General features: G+C 73.7%; 13 protein-coding genes and 1 pseudogene. 8 read left to right on the plus strand and 6 right to left on the minus strand.

The window, feature by feature from the left end:
- Nucleotides 1-229: 229 nt before the first annotated feature.
- Both ACSUPR_RS18840 and ACSUPR_RS18845 read right to left on the minus strand, forming a co-directional pair.
- Nucleotides 230-1195: a neutral zinc metallopeptidase gene (locus ACSUPR_RS18840; protein WP_436886011.1), complete on the minus strand. Its 966-nt coding sequence runs from the start codon at nucleotides 1193-1195 to the stop codon at nucleotides 230-232.
- 73 nt (nucleotides 1196-1268) lie between these two features.
- Nucleotides 1269-2135, minus strand: a complete 867-nt coding sequence (locus tag ACSUPR_RS18845; RefSeq protein ID WP_436892057.1) for a neutral zinc metallopeptidase — start codon at nucleotides 2133-2135, stop codon at nucleotides 1269-1271.
- 159 nt (nucleotides 2136-2294) lie between these two features.
- On the opposite strand from ACSUPR_RS18845, the gene ACSUPR_RS18850 reads away from it, so the two are divergent.
- Both ACSUPR_RS18850 and dtd read left to right on the plus strand, forming a co-directional pair.
- Complete coding sequence (locus tag ACSUPR_RS18850) at nucleotides 2295-4151, plus strand: DUF2207 domain-containing protein (RefSeq protein WP_436886013.1); 1857 nt, start codon at nucleotides 2295-2297, stop codon at nucleotides 4149-4151.
- 34 nt (nucleotides 4152-4185) lie between these two features.
- Nucleotides 4186-4611: a D-aminoacyl-tRNA deacylase gene (gene dtd / locus ACSUPR_RS18855; RefSeq protein ID WP_436886015.1), complete on the plus strand. Its 426-nt coding sequence runs from the start codon at nucleotides 4186-4188 to the stop codon at nucleotides 4609-4611.
- Between the two features lie 30 nt (nucleotides 4612-4641).
- Here the strand turns inward: dtd and ACSUPR_RS18860 are convergent, their stop codons facing one another.
- The 3 genes from ACSUPR_RS18860 to ACSUPR_RS18870 all read right to left on the minus strand — a co-directional run bounded on the left by ACSUPR_RS18860 (nucleotide 4642) and on the right by ACSUPR_RS18870 (nucleotide 7637).
- The gene (locus ACSUPR_RS18860; protein ID WP_436886017.1) at nucleotides 4642-5460 is read right to left on the minus strand and encodes a class I SAM-dependent methyltransferase; all 819 of its coding nucleotides are present in this window, start codon (nucleotides 5458-5460) and stop codon (nucleotides 4642-4644) included.
- A 282-nt stretch (nucleotides 5461-5742) separates the two neighbouring features.
- Nucleotides 5743-6447, minus strand: a complete 705-nt coding sequence (locus tag ACSUPR_RS18865) for a winged helix-turn-helix domain-containing protein (RefSeq protein ID WP_436886019.1) — start codon at nucleotides 6445-6447, stop codon at nucleotides 5743-5745.
- The gene (locus ACSUPR_RS18870) at nucleotides 6444-7637 is read right to left on the minus strand and encodes a sensor histidine kinase (RefSeq protein WP_436886021.1); all 1194 of its coding nucleotides are present in this window, start codon (nucleotides 7635-7637) and stop codon (nucleotides 6444-6446) included. The genes ACSUPR_RS18865 and ACSUPR_RS18870 overlap by 4 nt, the downstream gene beginning before the upstream one ends.
- Before the next feature lie 124 nt (nucleotides 7638-7761).
- On the opposite strand from ACSUPR_RS18870, the gene phoU reads away from it, so the two are divergent.
- The 5 genes and pseudogenes from phoU to ACSUPR_RS18895 all read left to right on the plus strand — a co-directional run.
- The gene (gene phoU, locus ACSUPR_RS18875) at nucleotides 7762-8424 is read left to right on the plus strand and encodes a phosphate signaling complex protein PhoU (protein ID WP_436886022.1); all 663 of its coding nucleotides are present in this window, start codon (nucleotides 7762-7764) and stop codon (nucleotides 8422-8424) included.
- Between the two features lie 323 nt (nucleotides 8425-8747).
- A complete protein-coding gene (locus tag ACSUPR_RS18880) occupies nucleotides 8748-9230 on the plus strand; it encodes a CarD family transcriptional regulator (protein ID WP_026129182.1) in 483 nt (160 codons plus the stop codon).
- A gap of 26 nt (nucleotides 9231-9256) precedes the next feature.
- Nucleotides 9257-9736, plus strand: coding sequence for a 2-C-methyl-D-erythritol 2,4-cyclodiphosphate synthase (gene ispF, locus ACSUPR_RS18885; protein ID WP_436886023.1), 480 nt, complete (start codon nucleotides 9257-9259; stop codon nucleotides 9734-9736).
- Nucleotides 9737-9869: 133 nt separating this feature from the next.
- On the plus strand, nucleotides 9870-10229 hold the full coding sequence (locus ACSUPR_RS18890; RefSeq protein ID WP_436886024.1) for a hypothetical protein: 360 nt from the start codon (nucleotides 9870-9872) through the stop codon (nucleotides 10227-10229).
- A 150-nt stretch (nucleotides 10230-10379) separates the two neighbouring features.
- A pseudogene (locus tag ACSUPR_RS18895) lies at nucleotides 10380-10652 on the plus strand (endonuclease/exonuclease/phosphatase family protein); the annotation flags it as partial.
- Between the two features lie 224 nt (nucleotides 10653-10876).
- On the opposite strand, the gene ACSUPR_RS18900 reads toward ACSUPR_RS18895, so the two are convergent.
- Complete coding sequence (locus ACSUPR_RS18900) at nucleotides 10877-13357, minus strand: hypothetical protein (RefSeq protein ID WP_436886025.1); 2481 nt, start codon at nucleotides 13355-13357, stop codon at nucleotides 10877-10879.
- A 326-nt stretch (nucleotides 13358-13683) separates the two neighbouring features.
- Here ACSUPR_RS18900 and cysS point away from each other — a divergent pair, with 326 nt between their 5' ends.
- Nucleotides 13684-15084, plus strand: a complete 1401-nt coding sequence (gene cysS / locus ACSUPR_RS18905; RefSeq protein ID WP_436886026.1) for a cysteine--tRNA ligase — start codon at nucleotides 13684-13686, stop codon at nucleotides 15082-15084.
- Nucleotides 15085-15244: the final 160 nt, after the last annotated feature.

The following is a 15244-nucleotide window of genomic DNA, read 5'->3' on the forward strand; positions in this document are numbered from 1 at the left end:
CCGCCGGGGTTCTCCTGCGGCCACGGGAGGCCGATCGCCGCCGTGCCCGGGGACGCCCGCCGACGGCCGTCTCCGGTGGTCGCCCGTGCCTCGGCCGCCCTGCCACGGCTCTCCTGCGGCCTTGGGGAGCCGCCCCGCCGCCGTGCCCGGGAGCGCCCGCTCACCGCCGCTCCGGGCCCCGTTCCACCGCTTTGCCGCCGCGTCCCGGGGCCCGTCCGCGGGGGTGTCGTCAGTCCACCAGGGAGGGGTCGTCCACGTCCCAGGTGTTGCAGGCCCCCGGGGTCTGCTCCTCCCAGCCGGTGAGCGTCCAGTGCACGCTGTTCTCCGCCGACCCGTGCGTGCGCTCCTTCTCCGGTCCGCCCTCCCGGTCGGCGGTCGCCTCCGCGTCGGTGAGCAGGGCGTCCAGGTCCTCCTCGGTCAGCGGGTACCCCACCCGCACCGACCCCAGGAACGCACCCGCCAGGCAGTTCGCCTGCAACTCGCTGCGCCGCGTCCACCCGTTGCGCGCGATGCTGCCGACCTCCAGCTCCCGCTGCTCGTGGTAGTACTCCAGCAGTCCCGACTCGCCCTGCACGTGGTGCCCGTACTCGTGGGCCAGCAGCGAGGCGTACACGACGCCGTTGCGCGCCCCGTTCCACTTGTCCACCACGTCGGTGACCCCGATGTAGATGCTCGCGCTCGCCCGGCAGTAGAACGCCCCCGCCTGCGACGGGTAGGTCCGGCAGGGGCTCACCCCCGGTTCGTCCCAGAACACCCGGCGCGGCGGGGTGAACGGGATCCCCGCCCGCGCGAACTGGGTGCCCCAGGCGTCGTCCAGGCAGTCCGCGACGGTGTGCAGGAACGCCCCCATCGACTCCGGGTCGTCCACGTCCAGCTCCGGGGCCGGGCACGGCCGCGGGCTCAGCCGCCCCGTCCCGTACAGCGGGTTGGCCACCAGGGCAGCGTGCCCCGTGGGCCGCTCCGGGGCCTGCACCGCGCCGGGCAGCGGCCCGGAGCGCTCGCTCCCGGAGGGCACCAGCCCGGACTTGTCGTCGGAGTCGGTGGCCGGGGGGCCGGACGCGTCCGCCGCCCCGCCGCCGGCCTCCTCCACGGTCGTCCACGACAGCAGGGCGAGCGCCAGCAGGACCACCAGCAGGCCCGTCACCGTCGCGAACACACGGCGGTCGGTGCGCCGCGCCCGCTCCTCCGCGGACACCCCACCCGAACCCTGCACTGCCGACCGTCCCGTCCTCAGCGGGCCGGGCGGCCCGGCCCGCGCCCCGCCACCGTCACCGCACCAGCTCTTCGGGGGCGTCCCACGTGTCGCAGGCGCCCGGATCCCTCCGGTCCATACCGTGCGCCGTCCACAGCCGACCGTTCTCCCCGCTGCCGTGCGTGTGCCCCAGCCCCCGGTCCGAACGCCGGACGACGTCATCGAGGATATTCTCCCGGCCCTGTGCACCGAACCCCAGGTGCTCCTCGGCCGCCCCCAGGAACACCCCGCCCAGGCAGTTGGCCTGGAGCTCGCTGCGGCGGGTCAGCTCGTCGGCCGCCGACCGCGGCACCCCGGCCCGGGCCGAGTGGAACTCCGCCAGGATCCGCGACTGCCCCTGCACGTGGTGCCCGTACTCGTGGCTGATGACGAACGTGTACGCCTCCGGGCGGTCGCTGCCCGCCGACGCCTCCACGATGTCCTCCACCCCCAGGTAGAGGCCCTGGTTGGCCTGGCAGTAGAACGCCGCCGTGTCCCCCGTCGGGAACGCCCCGCACGGGCTGTGGCCCTCGGTGTACCAGTACACGCGGTTGGGCGCGGTGAACCGCATCCCGGCGTCCGCGAAGTAGGACCCCCAGGCCCGGTCCAGGCAGTCGGCGATGGTGTGGACGAACCGCTCGACCGACGCCGGGTCGTCCTCGTCGAGCGCGGGTGCCTCACAGGTGACCTCGCCCAGTTCCCCGGCCAGGTAGAGCGGGTTGTCCGTGAGCAGCGACGTCCCGGCCGCCGGCTCCCCGGTCCCGCCGGGGTCCGCGTCCCCCGCGGCCACCGGGTGCGACCAGGCGGGATCCGTGCCCGGCATCATCGCGGAGATGGCGAGGAACCCGGTCAGGGCGACCGCCGCCAGTCCGGTGCCCAGGGTGAGCGACACGCCGATCCCCATCCGCTGGAAGAACCCGGGCCGCTCCGACCAGTCCTCCGACACGGGCCTCCCCCTCACCGGCGGGCCCCTTCCGCGCCCCGGCCCGGCCGGGCCGGAGGGGCCGTGCGCTGACCGCCCGGGGACATCACCGGCCGGGGGGACCGGATAGGCTCTCGCATCATGTGGTGGGTCGGCTCCTGGCGCCAGGCCGTCGCGTTCGCGGCGGCCCTCTTCGTGTTCTCCTCGCTGCCGGTGGCGCCCGCCGCGGGCGCGGTGGCCGCGGCTCCCGCCGCGACGGTGGCGGCACCGGCCACCACAGTACCGGCCGCCGGTTCGAGCGTCATCGGGCGGCAGAGCGGCGACCGCGAGGGCCCCCTGATCACCAACACCGTCGAGCTCGAACTCGACGCCCTGGGGGTCCTGCACGCCCGGGAGACCATCCGGTTCGAGGGGACGGCCCCCGAGGTGTTCGTCCGCGGCCTCACCGAGACCATGCTCTACGACACCGAGTACGACCGCCGGTTCGAGGTCGGCGGGGTGAAGGTCACCGGTCCCGACGGGCGGATGCTCGACGCCGCTCTGGAGCACCGCGACGGCGCGCTCGTGGTGGAGATCCCCACCCGCGGCCTGGACGAGGTGGTGCTCACCTACCGCATCGGCGGCACCGTCAGCGAGGTGTCCCGGGGCGTGCAGATGGAATGGCGCGCCATCGGCGCCTACAGCCACACCGTCGAGGCCACCGACGTCACCGTCACCGCCCCGCTCCCGCCCGAGGCACTGTCCTGCCTGGCGGGCGAGCCGCGCAGCGCCATGTACTGCACCGCCTCCGACATGGGGCCGGAGTCCTCGGTCGCGCACTTCCTCCAGGCCGACATGGAGCCCGACGAACGCCTGGACATCGTCGTCAACTACCCGCCCGGCACCGCCGAGGGCGAGCCCATCCTCACCCGCCGCTGGTCGCTGGCCTCGGCCTTCAAGGTCACGCCCGCCACCGCGAGCGTGTTCGGGGTGCTGCTGGTCGTCCTCATCGGCGGCCTGGCCGTCCTCATCCGGATCCGCGGCCGCGACGAGCGCGCCCTGCGCAAGGAGGCCGCGGCCGGCGACCACGCCCCGGTCACCGAGGAGGACGGCCGGGTGCGGTTCACCCCGCCCGACGGCGTCCACCCGGGCCAGATCGGCACGCTCATCGACGAGCGGGTGGACATCGCCGACCTCACCGCCACCGTCCTGGACCTGGCGGTGCGCGGCTACATCCGCCTGGAGGAGCTGCCGCACGAGCACTTCACCTCCGTGGACTGGCGGCTGGTCCGACTGGACGGACCGCCCGGGGAGACCCTGCTGCCCTCGGAGTGGCTGCTGCTGGACGCCCTGTTCGGGGACCGCCCCACGGTGCGGCTGTCCCGGCTGGGCTCCCCGCGCGCCGCAGCCGACTTCCCGGCCCGCATCGACCGGGTCCGCGAGGAGCTGTACCGCGACATGGTGCGGCTCAAGTGGTTCGCCCGCTCGCCCAACCGGGTGCGCACCCTGTGGAGCACCGCCGGGATGGCGGTCACCGCGGCCGGGGTGGTCCTCACCGCGGTGCTGGCGGTGTTCACCACCGCCGCCTTCACCGGCCTGGCGGTCGTCATCGCGGGCGCCGCCATCACCGCCGGGGCCCAGTACATGCCGAACAAGACCAGGCTCGGCAGCTCGGTGTACGCCCACACCATGGGTTTCCGGAGGTACCTGCTCAGCCCGCGCGCGGAGACGGCCCCGCCCGGCCAGCGCGTCGAGCTGTACTCGCGCTACCTGCCCTACGCGGTCATCTTCGACGACGTCGACCGCTGGTCGGACATCCTGGCCGAGGCCGCCCTCAGCGACCTCACCCCGGAGGAGCTGACCGGCGACGGCCTGGCCTGGTACACCGGACCGCTCGAGTGGCGGATCCAGGACTTCTCGGACTCCATCAGCGCGTTCGTGGTGTCCTTGACCGGCATCATCACCAACACCCGCCGGCTGCGGGTGCTCAACCAGTTCCAGCGTTCCGAACGCCGGTAGGGGACGCCGAGAGAAGGAAGCGGGGGAGCGGCCCATGCGCTCGGTCGTGCAGCGGGTGTCGCACGCGTCGGTGACGGTGGACGGCGAGGTGGTCGGGGAGATCACCCGGCCCGGCCTGATGGCCCTGGTGGGTGTCACCCACACCGACACGGAGGCCGAGGCGGCCAGGCTCGCCCGCAAGCTGTGGACGCTGCGCATCCTGGAGAACGAGGAGTCGTGCTCCGACACCGGCGCCCCGCTGCTGGTCGTCAGCCAGTTCACCCTCTACGGCGACGCCCGCAAGGGCCGCCGCCCCACCTGGCAGGCGGCCGCGCCGGGACCGGTCGCCGAACCCCTGGTGGACGCCGTCGTCAAGGAACTGCGCGAACTGGGCGCCACGGTCGCCACCGGGGTGTTCGGCGCGAAGATGTCGGTGGGCCTGACCAACGAGGGCCCCTTCACCGTCCTCCTGGAGGTCTGACACCGGGCGGCCCGGACCGCTCCCGCCCCCTCACACGGCCTCGCAGCGCACCAGCACCGAGCGGGGCGCCACCGAGGACGACGACTCCGCCTCCGGGGCGGTGTCCAGCTCCTCCACGACGCGCAGGCCGGCCCCCTCCAGCTCCCCGCGCAGCTCCTCGGCGTCCGTGTAGGTGACCGTCTCGCTGGACAGGAAGCGGCGGGTCACCCCCTCGGTGTCGATGATCTCCGAGTACATGTTGGTGATCTGGGTCCCCTCCAGCGGGGTCTGGAGCACCGACAGCACGGTGAAGGCGTTCCCGTCCTCCCCCGGGAAGGGGAAGGTGTGGTACGTCTCCACCGGCGCGGTCCCCGTCGGGGCCGGGAAGTGGTCGAACAGCAGCGTCCCGCCCGGGCGCAGGTACGTGCGCACCGCCCGCAGCAGCTCCCGGCGTCCGGGCGCGTCGAAGGTGTTGACGGACAGCCCGCCGATGAGCACCGCGTCGAACGGCTCCTCCGGCTCCAGCGCCGTGGCGTCCGCTGCCTCGAAGACCACCGAGCCGGGGGCGTCGGCGGCCAGCGGCCGCCACATCTCCTCCGCCTGGCCGACCATGTCCGCGGACAGGTCGACGGCCGTGACGGAGTGCCCCTCGGCGGCCAGGGCGCGGGCGAACCGGCCCGTCCCGCAGCACAGGTCCAGGATGCGCAGCGGCCCCGACCCCAGCCGGGCCCGGACCAGGTCCAGGTCGGCGGTGTTGGCCTCGGACAGGCTGCCGTAGATGTAGCCGTGGAAGCCCTCGTAGATGGGGATCACCTCGGTGCCGGGCAGGTCCAGGCTGTGCACGGCGGCGGTCATACCGATGAAGGTCATGGGGCGGGACGCCTTTCTGCGCGGGTCCGGTGCTGGCCCGGGAGGCGCCCTCGATCCGGACGCCCCCCGTGTCGGAATCCTGCGCGAACCGCCTTTCCGGCGGTTATCGGCCGCTTATCCCCGACCCCCGGGCCCGGCCCCCCGGCGCCCGTGCCGGGACGCCCCGGAGCCGCCGGAGCCGCCGGGAGCCCCCGGAACGGCCGTGTCCCGGCCGCCGGGGCCGCGAGGGCCCGGGACCGGGACACGAAGGGGGGTGGAGTCCTCTCGGAGGGAGGGGAGGGGTCAGACGTCGGCGGTGACCGGCTCGAACTTGTAGCCCAGTCCGCGCACCGTGACGATGTACTTGGGGCTGCCGGGGTCGTCCTCGATCTTGGCGCGCAGCCGCTTGACGTGCACGTCCAGGGTCTTGGTGTCGCCGACGTAGTCGGCGCCCCACACGCGGTCGATGAGCTGCATCCGGGTCAGCACCCGACCTGCGTTGCGCAGCAGCACCTCCAGGAGCTCGAACTCCTTGAGGGGCAGCTGCACGTTCTCACCGCGCACGGTCACCACGTGCCGGTCCACGTCCATGCGGACCGGGCCGGCCTCCAGCGCCGTGGGCAGCCCCGGCTCGTCGACGGTCTCCCCGCCCCGGCGGCGCAGCACCGCGCGGATGCGGGCCACCAGCTCGCGGGAGGAGAAGGGCTTGGTCACGTAGTCGTCGGCGCCCAGCTCCAGACCGACGACCTTGTCGATCTCGGAGTCCTTGGCGGTCAGCATGATCACCGGGACGCTGGACTTCTGCCGCAGGCTCCGGCACACCTCGGTGCCCGACAGGCCGGGCAGCATCAGGTCCAGCAGGACGAGGTCGGCGCCGGTGCGGTCGAAGGTCTCCAGGGCCACGGTCCCGGTGGGGGCCACGGCGACCTCGAAGCCCTCCTTGCGCAGCATGTAGGACAGGGCGTCGCTGTAGGACTCCTCGTCCTCGACCACGAGTACACGAGTCACTGTGCCGCCTCCTGACGGTCGGTGTTCCGGGCGGCGTCCAGCCCCCGGTCATCGGGTCTGGGCAGACGCAGAGTGAACGTCGACCCCGACCCCTCCTTGCTCCACACGGTCACTTCTCCACGGTGGTGGGTCATGATGTGCTTGACGATCGCCAGGCCCAGACCGGTACCTCCGGTGGCCCGGCTCCGAGCGGCGTCCACACGGTAGAACCGCTCGAAGATCCTTTCCAGGTCCTGCTGGGGGATGCCGATCCCCTGGTCGGCGACGCTGATGTCCACGGTGGTGCGCGTCTGCGCGACCGAGACGGCCACCCGGGTGTTCTTGGGGCTGTAGGAGACGGCGTTCGTGATGAGGTTGCGCAGCGCCGTGCCCAGCAGCCCCTCGTCGCCCAGGACGGTGACGCCCTCGGCGCCGCTGGCCACCAGCTCGATCCCCTTGGCGTCGGCGGGCATGCGCACCGCGTCCAGGGCCTCCTCCACCACGCCGCCCAGGTCCACCCGGGTGGGCTCGGCCATCGGCTCGGCGCCCTGGATGCGCGAGAGCGTGATGAGGTCCTGGATGAGCGCGGTCAGCCGCGACGCCTCCGTCTGCATGCGGTCGGTGAACCGGCGCACGGCCTCGGGGTCGTCACTGGCGTCCTGTACGGTTTCGGCCAAGAGTGACAACGCGCCGACCGGAGTTTTGAGTTCGTGGGAGATGTTCGCCACGAAGTCGCGGCGCACGGCCTCCACCCTCCGGTGCTCGGTCTGGTCCTCGGCCAGCACCAGCACCAGCCCGGTGCCGCCCAGCGGCGCCACCCGCACGGCGAAGGACGTCGCGTCGGGGCCGAACTTGCGTACCGCCACCTCGATCTCGGTCTCCCGGATGACACCGTCGCGCCGCACCCGGCGGGCGAGTGCGAGGAGCTCGTCGATGACCAGCTCCTCGCCCCGGACGAGCCCGAAGGCCCGGGCGGCCGAGGAGGCGCGCAGCACCCGGTCGGCCGAGTCCAGGACCACTGCGGAGGAAGGGAGAGCGGAAAGGACCTCGGCGATGCCCGGCGGCAGTGTGGTGCCGTCGTTGCGCTGTGGAGCGGGCGCCGGCCGCTCGGTGCCGCCGACCCGGAAGAACGAGCCCGCCAGGACGCCTGCGACGACGCCCGCGACGAGTCCGATGATGCCGGTCAGAGCGGCGAGAAGTTCCCCTTGCACGTTTCGATCGTAAACGTGCGGGCTGGACCTTTACCCGGTCAGGGCCGCTGTCATGGCCGAGCTTCTTCCAGCGTTCACCGATTCTTGGCCGACTCTTCAGAAAACCACTGGGAGCATTGACACCATGCGCGATACGTACCACGAGGACCTCGACAGCCTGAGCGAGCGCCTCATCGAGATGACCCGCCTGGCCAGGCACGCCATCGCACGGGCCACCACGGCCCTGCTGGACAGTGACCTGGACGCGGCGCAGGAGGTCATCTCAGGTGACGAGAGGATCAACCGCCTCGACCAGGAGGTCGAGGAGACCGCGTTCAGTCTGATGGCCCGGCAGCAGCCCGTCGCCTCCGACCTGAGGACGATCATCACCTCGCTGTACATGCGCGGAGACCTGGAGCGGATGGGCGACCACGCCGTTCACCTGGCCAAGATCGCCCGCCGCAGGCACCCCGACTCGGCGATCCCCGAGCCGGTCCGCTCCATCGTCCTGGAGATGGGCCACCAGGCGGAGATGCTGGTGACCAAGGCCGGGGAGGTCATCCGGCACCGCGACCCCGACACCGCGCTGGAGCTGGACGAGGACGACGACCGGATGGACCGGCTGCGGCGCAAGCTGCTCCAGCGCATCCTCGCCCCCGGCTGGGAGTACGGGGTGGAGGCCACCATGGACGTCACTCTGGTGGGGCGGTTCTACGAGCGTTTCGGTGACCACGCGGTGCACGTCGCGGACAACCTCGTCTACATGGTGACGGGGGAGCGGCGGGAGGACTACGAGCCGGAGAGCTGAGCGCGGCCCGCCGGGCCCCTCTCCCCGGGGGGCAGGGGCCCGCGGGCCGGGTGTGCCCCCGTATGGTGATACGAATCTCTTTCCGGGTGCGCGGGCGCCGTCCGGCACGGGGTCCCGTGACCCCCGCGTGACGGCCGCCGATCCCTTCCGCTAAAGGGCCCCCGGCCCGTCCGGACCTGCACTGATCGGCCACTCCCGCAGGGTCGGGTAGACTTTGTCAAGCCCTAAAAAGTGGGGCTTGACCTGCGTGTTCGCAAAGCTAATAGGTACGTTAAGTCACAGATTCATGGTATCCTTGTGGTAGCGGAAGGGGTACCTGTCACATGGCTTTCAAGGTCGGCGACACTGTTGTCTACCCCCATCATGGGGCTGCTCGTATTGAAGCGATCGAGACTCGCACCATTAAGGGCGAGGACAGAACCTACCTCGTTCTGAGGGTCGACAAGGGCGATCTGACGGTGCGTGTGCCGGCCGCGAACGCCGAGGATGTCGGCGTTCGTGACGTGGTGGGGCAGGAGGGCCTGGACAAGGTCTTCGAGGTGCTGCGCGCGCCGCACACCGAGGAGCCCACCAACTGGTCCAGGCGCTACAAGGCCAACCTGGAGAAGCTCGCCTCCGGCGACGTCAACAAGGTCGCCGAGGTCGTGCGCGACCTGTGGCGCCGGGACAAGGAGCGCGGTCTCTCCGCCGGCGAGAAGCGGATGCTCGCCAAGGCGCGCCAGATTCTCGTCAGCGAGCTGGCCCTCGCGGAAAAGACCAACGAGGACAAGGCCGAAGCCCTCCTCGACGAGGTTCTGACGAACTGAAGCACGGTCTCGGAATCGCATAATTCATGACGAAAATTCCTCGGGTGGGCGTCGGCACCGACGTCCATCCGTTTTCTCCTGGACGGACACTTTTTCTCGCCGGTTTGGAATGGCCGGGGGAGGAAGGCGTCAGCGGTCATTCCGATGGGGATGTCGCCGCCCACGCCGCCTGCGACGCATTGTTCTCCGCGTGCGGCCTGGGGGACCTGGGGTCCAACTTCGGAACCTCGGAGCCCCGCTGGAAGGGCGCCTCGGGCGCCGCGCTGCTGGCCGAGACGGTCGCCCGCGTGCGCGCGGCCGGATTCGAGGTCGGCAACATCGCGGTGCAGATCATCAGCAACCGGCCCAAGTTCGCGCCCCGGCGCGCGGAGGCGGAGAAGACGCTGACCGGGATCGTCGGGGCGCCGGTGACGGTGTCGGCCACCACCACCGACGGACTGGGCCTCACCGGGCGCGGCGAGGGCATCGCCGCCATCGCCACCGCCCTGTGCGTCCCCGTGGACTGACCACCCGATCGACACGAACGCCCCGCGGCTCCGGCCGCGGGGCGTTCGTGCTTCACGGCGCCGCGACACCCGTCCTGTTGCCCTCCTGGGTCGGACAGCGCCCCCAAGTGGCACAGAAGCCCCAGGAGAGAACATGGCGGACGTGGACGAGGCCGCTCCGGCCGGGGAGCCCGGGCCTCCGGGGCCGGAGCCCGTGACCGGCCGGACGGGCGGCCGGTGGGCGCCCCGGCCCCGCGGGGCGGTCACCGCGGCACTCACCGCGCTGGTCGCCCTCGCGGTCGCCTTCCGGGGTCCCCGAGACCCCGGAGCACCTGGGCGGACCGTGGGAGAGCGTGCCGCCCCGTGGAGCGTCCTGGCGGTCCCCGCCGCGGCCGTGGCGCTCGTGCGCCGTTCCGTCCCCGCCGGGCCGGCCGCCCTGCTGCTGCTCGCCGTCCGGCTGCCCGGACCCGGGCGTCCCCTGGCCTCCCCCGATCCGCGGTCGGGCCCGACCTGACCGCGGTCATCCACAATGTGAACGCCGCCGCCGGCGCCACCGCCGGACCCGTCGCCGGGGCGCCGCTGTCCGCCGCCCCCCGTCCCGGTCGCCCTGGAGGAGGTCACCCGGGAGCGCTGGGAGGCCTACGGCGCGGAGTTCACCGGGCCGCTGCCGTACCCCGTGGGCGAGGGCACCGTGGGCCTGTGGAGCCGCCACCCCGTCGTCGACGCCGCCCCGGTGGACACCGGCACGGGGTGGGCACGGGCGCTGCGCGCCGAGGCGGGCGGGCCCGGAGGAGCCTGCGCCGTGGACGTGGTGCACCCGGCGTCGGTGCGGGTGGAGGCCTCCGGATTCGGGGTGGACCGGCGCAACGCCTCCGTCCGCGCACTGGGCGAGGCGGTCGCCGGGGAGCCGCTGGAGCGGTCGGTCCTCCTGGGCGACCTGAACGCGAGTGTCGACGACCGGGGACCGAACCGCTCACGTCGAGGATGGGTCGGCCCTCGAGGCGGGGGAGGAGGTCGGCTTCAGCCGGCCCGCGGGCTTCCCGGTGGTGCGGATCGACCGCATCCCCACGCGCGGGGCGACCGCCGCACGGGCGTGGTCGCTGACGGAGACGGGCGGCGACCACCTGCCGGTCGCCGCCCGCGCGCGGAGTCCGAACCCGGTCACTCGTCGGGGCGCAGGGGTTCGCTGCGGACCCGCCGGGAGGGCGGCCCGGAGGCGAAGTCGGGCATCGGCGGCCGCGGCGGCTTGAGGATCATGGGGCGCTTCTCCAGCGGCCTGTGGCGGCGCACGGGCTCGGTGGTGTGCTCGTCGGGGTCGTCGGCCTCGTCGGCCCGGTCGGCGTCGTCCTCGCGCGGCCGTGCGGCCCCCGGGGGCACGGCCGGTGCGGCGAAGCCGCCGCGCCGGGGCCGTCCGGACCCCTCGGGCGGGCCGGACGGGCCGTCCCCGGCCGCCGCCGGAGCCCCGGGGGGGGTCCGGACCGGGTGGGCGGGTGCCGGCCGGAAGGGTTCGTCGGCGCCGGTGCCGTGGGACCCCTCTGCGGCGTGCGTGTCCGCGGGGGCGGTCGCGGTGCCCGGGCGGCTCGGCCGGGAGGGCGCGGGCCACAGGGGTTCGTCGTCGCCGGTACGGGGATCGGCGCCGGCCGTGCGCGGGGTTCCGGCGGTCGCCGGAGCCGTCGTGGTGTCGGAGCGGTCCGGCCCGGCGGACGCGGGCCGGGGAGAGCCGCCGTCGTGGTCCTCCGGGGCGGCGGCGACGGCCGGCCGTTCCGGTCGGGCGGTGGCGGGCCACAGGGGTTCGTCGTCGCCGGTGTCCGGGCCGGTCCCGGCGTCGTGCGTGTCCGCGGGCACGGGGTCCCCTTCCGGGGGCGCGGGCACACCCGCGGCGGCCGGCGCGGGTCCGGCCTCCTCCGCGGGGGAGCCGCCGCGGCTCTCCGGCACGGAGCCGGCCGCGGGGTCCGAGCCCCGGTCCCGTCCCGCCGTGTGCGAAGGCTCCGGGGACGCGGGGGCCTCCCACCGGGGGCCGTCCCCGGCCTCACCGGAGGGGGGCGTCGGCCACGGGTCCCCGTCGGCGCCGCCGGGCTCGGCACGGCCACCGGAGGCGTCGGGAGCGGGCCACGGGCTCTTCTCGCGTTCCCCGGGCACGGGCGGGGACCAGACCGGCCCGTCGTCGGCCAGGTCGTCCGAGAGCGCGGAGCGCGAGGCGGCCATCGGGTCGTCCGGGATGCGGAAGGCGGCGCGCACGGCCGGGCCGGTGTCGTGGTCCAGCGCCGGTGCGGGCTCCTCCTCGGGTTCCGGGGCCTCGTCGTCCTCCGGGGGCGTCCAGACCGGCGGGACGTACTCGGCGCGGGTCCAGGTGTCCTCGTCGTCCTCCGGCGGCTCCCAGGTGATCCCGAAGGCGGGGGTCTCCGCGGACGCCTCCTCCGCGGCGCCGTCCTCCCCCGGGCCCACGGCCACGGCGGGTTCCACTTCCACAGCAGCCACGGGCTCCGGGGCCGCGGCGGGCTCCGGCGCCGGAGCGGCCCCGGGACCGCCGGGCTCCTCCGGCGGCTCCGGAGCGGTCGGCACCGCGGCGGGCGCCTCCGCCTCGTCCGTGACGGGGTCGCCGGGCGCGGGGTCGTGCTCGAACCCCTCGTCCGCGAGAACCGTCGGCAGGGGTGCCGGTTCCGCGGCGGGCGCCGGTTCCGCAGCGGGCTCAGGCTCCGGGGCGGGCTCAGGCTCCGGGGCGGGCTCAGGCTCCGGGGCGGGCTCAGGCTCCGGGGCGGGCACCGGGTCCGCCCCGGGCTCCGGATCCGCCACGGATCCGGGCTCGGGGGAAGCGACCGGGACCAGCGGCGGGTTCTCGGCGGCCTTCCTGATGGGGTTGCCCCCGCCCGAGCCGCGGCGCGGCAGCGGCAGGGTCGGCACCGAGGCCTCCGGCTCCCCGTCCTCCTCGGCGGCGGCCGGTTCGGGCTCCGGCCGCGCGGGCGCGTCCGGTCCGGGGCCCGCGGCCTCCTCCGACGGCTTCCCCGGGCCCGGCGTCGCGGCGCCCAGGCCCAGCCCCAGCAGGCGCTGCTCCAGCGACTGCCCGTCGTCGGGCTCGGCCGCCCGGGGCTCCTGCCCGTGCACCACCGCGCGGGCGCGCAGCACGGTGGGCCGGTCGTCGGCCGGGGTGGGCCGGGGTCCGCCCGCGCGGCGCCTGTGCCGCAGGTGGGCACGGACCGCCATCCACAGCAGCAGCGCGACCAGCAGCGCCAGCAGCGGGGCCACCGCCACGATGACGTTGGCGACCCGCTGGGGGATCGACTCGATCAGCCCCAGGTTGTTGAGCACCATCACCGCCGCCGCGAACAGCACCAGCAGCGGGATCAGCACCAGGTCCACCCAGGCGCGGCGGCGCGGCGACGCGTCGCGCATCAGGTAGCTGGTCCAGCACGCCATGAGCAGCAGCAGCGTGTAGGTCACCGGGAACACGTGGGCGAGCGCTCCGCCCCGCGGATGACCGTATTCGGCCAGCCGGAAGACACCGTTATAGGAGATGACGAGGGCGCACAGCGCGATCAGCCCGACGAACAGGGCACCGCCGGCGAGAGCGCCGACTCCCGTGCCGCGACCCGCGGGGCTGCCGTTCCGTGTTCCTGTGCCGGGGACATCGTTGTAAGGGGCCATCGCTTCCGCAGCGTAGTCGAGGTGATGCCGTTAACACGAGATTCCGTCCGATTCCGGTGGCTTCGCCACTCCGTGCCCCAAGGGCGTTCCGTGGCGTTATGTCGGAATATGCTGCATCTCGTGACCTGCCGTTCCTCGGCCGCGACGCTTTGTTCCGGGGTATCTCACACAACGGATCCCCGAATACGGTTCTCCGTATATGAGCACTTCGGGATGTCCGATGCGGAAAACAGGGGGCCGCGACCACTCCGGCGCCCGTATCACCCCCACTCCGAGGCGTCGGTTTGTGACGCCGCTGTGAGGGGAAAGACGATACGCTTGACAACGTGAGTCTGCGCTTCTATGACACCAGTGCCCGACAGGTCCGCGACTTCGTCCCCCTGCGCGAGGGACACGCCTCCCTGTACCTGTGTGGTGCCACCGTGCAGGCACCGCCCCACATCGGTCACATCCGGTCCGGGGTCAACTTCGACATCCTGCGCCGCTGGCTGACCCACAAGGGCTACGAGGTCACCTTCTGCCGCAACGTCACCGACATCGACGACAAGATCATCAAGGTCGCCGCCGACGAGGGCGTGCCCTGGTGGCAGGTCACCGAGCGCAACCAGCGCGCCTTCACGCACGCCTACGACGTGCTGGGCTGCCTGCCGCCCACCGTCGAGCCGCGCGCCACCGGCCACGTGCCCGAGATGGTCGAGCTCATGCAGCGGCTCATCGACTCCGGGCACGCCTACGCCGCCGACGACGGCTCCGGCGACGTCTACTTCGACGTGCGCTCCTTCCCGCCCTACGGGGACCTGTCCAACCAGCGGCTGGAGCAGGTGCAGCCCGCAGCCGACTCCGACCCCGACCGGGACAAGCGCGACCCCCGCGACTTCGCCCTGTGGAAGGGCGCCAAACCCGGCGAGCCCACGTGGCCCACCCCGTGGGGCCGCGGCCGCCCGGGCTGGCACCTGGAGTGCTCGGCGATGGCCACCAAGTACCTCGGCCCGGCCTTCGACATCCACGGCGGCGGCCTGGACCTGGTCTTCCCGCACCACGAGAACGAGATGGCCCAGTCCCGCGCCGCCGGTGACGCCTTCGCGCAGTACTGGCTGCACAACGGGCTGCTCAAGATCGGCGGCGAGAAGATGGCCAAGTCGCTGGGCAACTCGATGCGCATCCCGCAGATGCTGGAGAAGGTGCGCGCCGTCGAGCTGCGCTACTACCTCGGCCAGGCGCACTACCGCTCCACCATCGACTACTCCGACGAGGCGCTCCAGGAGGCCGCGGTCGCCTACCAGCGGATCGAGGGCTTCCTCACCCGCGCCGTCGAGGTGCTGGGCGGGGTCGTCCCGGCCGGGCGGGTGCCCGCCGAGTTCGCCGCCGCGCTCGACGACGACCTGGGCGTCTCCCAGGGCCTCGCCGTCGTGCACGGGCACGTCCGCGAGGGCAACACCGCCCTGGCGGCGGGGGACAAGGAGAAGGCCGCCGAGCTCGCCGGGGAGCTGCGCTCCATGCTCGACGTGCTGGGCCTGGACCCGCTGAGCGAGCAGTGGGCCACCGGCGGCCAGGGACTGCGCGAGGTGGTCGACGCGCTCGTCGCCGTCGTCCTCCAGCAGCGCCAGGCCGCCCGGGGCCGCAAGGACTACGCCGCCGCCGACGCCATCCGCGACGGCCTCGCCGAGGCGGGCGTGGTGGTGGAGGACACGCCGCAGGGGCCGCGCTGGGACCTGCGGCGGGGCTGAGGGCAGCGCACATGGTCAGGGGCGGGGCGGCCCCCGGTTTCCACCGTAGGGCGCCCCGCCACCCGCCACCAGGGGCGCGCGGCCGCCTGTGGACAACACGTCCGGTACCGGCTCGGCGGTACCCTGGGGGTTTGCCGCCGCCATCGGCGACGCGGCACCC

Source organism: Nocardiopsis dassonvillei (assembly GCF_964273065.1).
In the GTDB taxonomy this organism is placed as follows: Bacteria; Actinomycetota; Actinomycetes; order Streptosporangiales; family Streptosporangiaceae; genus Nocardiopsis; species Nocardiopsis dassonvillei_B.

Excerpts from the sequence above, each read along its gene's own strand:
- ACSUPR_RS18845 (WP_436892057.1), bottom strand. The coding sequence starts at position 2,135 with ATGGGGATCGGCGTGTCGCTCACCCTGGGCACCGGACTGGCGGCGGTC.
- ACSUPR_RS18850 (WP_436886013.1), top strand. The coding sequence starts at position 2,295 with ATGTGGTGGGTCGGCTCCTGGCGCCAGGCCGTCGCGTTCGCGGCGGCC.
- dtd (WP_436886015.1), top strand. The coding sequence starts at position 4,186 with ATGCGCTCGGTCGTGCAGCGGGTGTCGCACGCGTCGGTGACGGTGGAC.
- ACSUPR_RS18860 (WP_436886017.1), bottom strand. The coding sequence starts at position 5,460 with ATGACCTTCATCGGTATGACCGCCGCCGTGCACAGCCTGGACCTGCCC.
- phoU (WP_436886022.1), top strand. The coding sequence starts at position 7,762 with ATGCGCGATACGTACCACGAGGACCTCGACAGCCTGAGCGAGCGCCTC.
- ACSUPR_RS18880 (WP_026129182.1), top strand. The coding sequence starts at position 8,748 with ATGGCTTTCAAGGTCGGCGACACTGTTGTCTACCCCCATCATGGGGCT.
- ispF (WP_436886023.1), top strand. The coding sequence starts at position 9,257 with ATGACGAAAATTCCTCGGGTGGGCGTCGGCACCGACGTCCATCCGTTT.
- ACSUPR_RS18890 (WP_436886024.1), top strand. The coding sequence starts at position 9,870 with ATGGCGGACGTGGACGAGGCCGCTCCGGCCGGGGAGCCCGGGCCTCCG.
- ACSUPR_RS18900 (WP_436886025.1), bottom strand. The coding sequence starts at position 13,357 with ATGGCCCCTTACAACGATGTCCCCGGCACAGGAACACGGAACGGCAGC.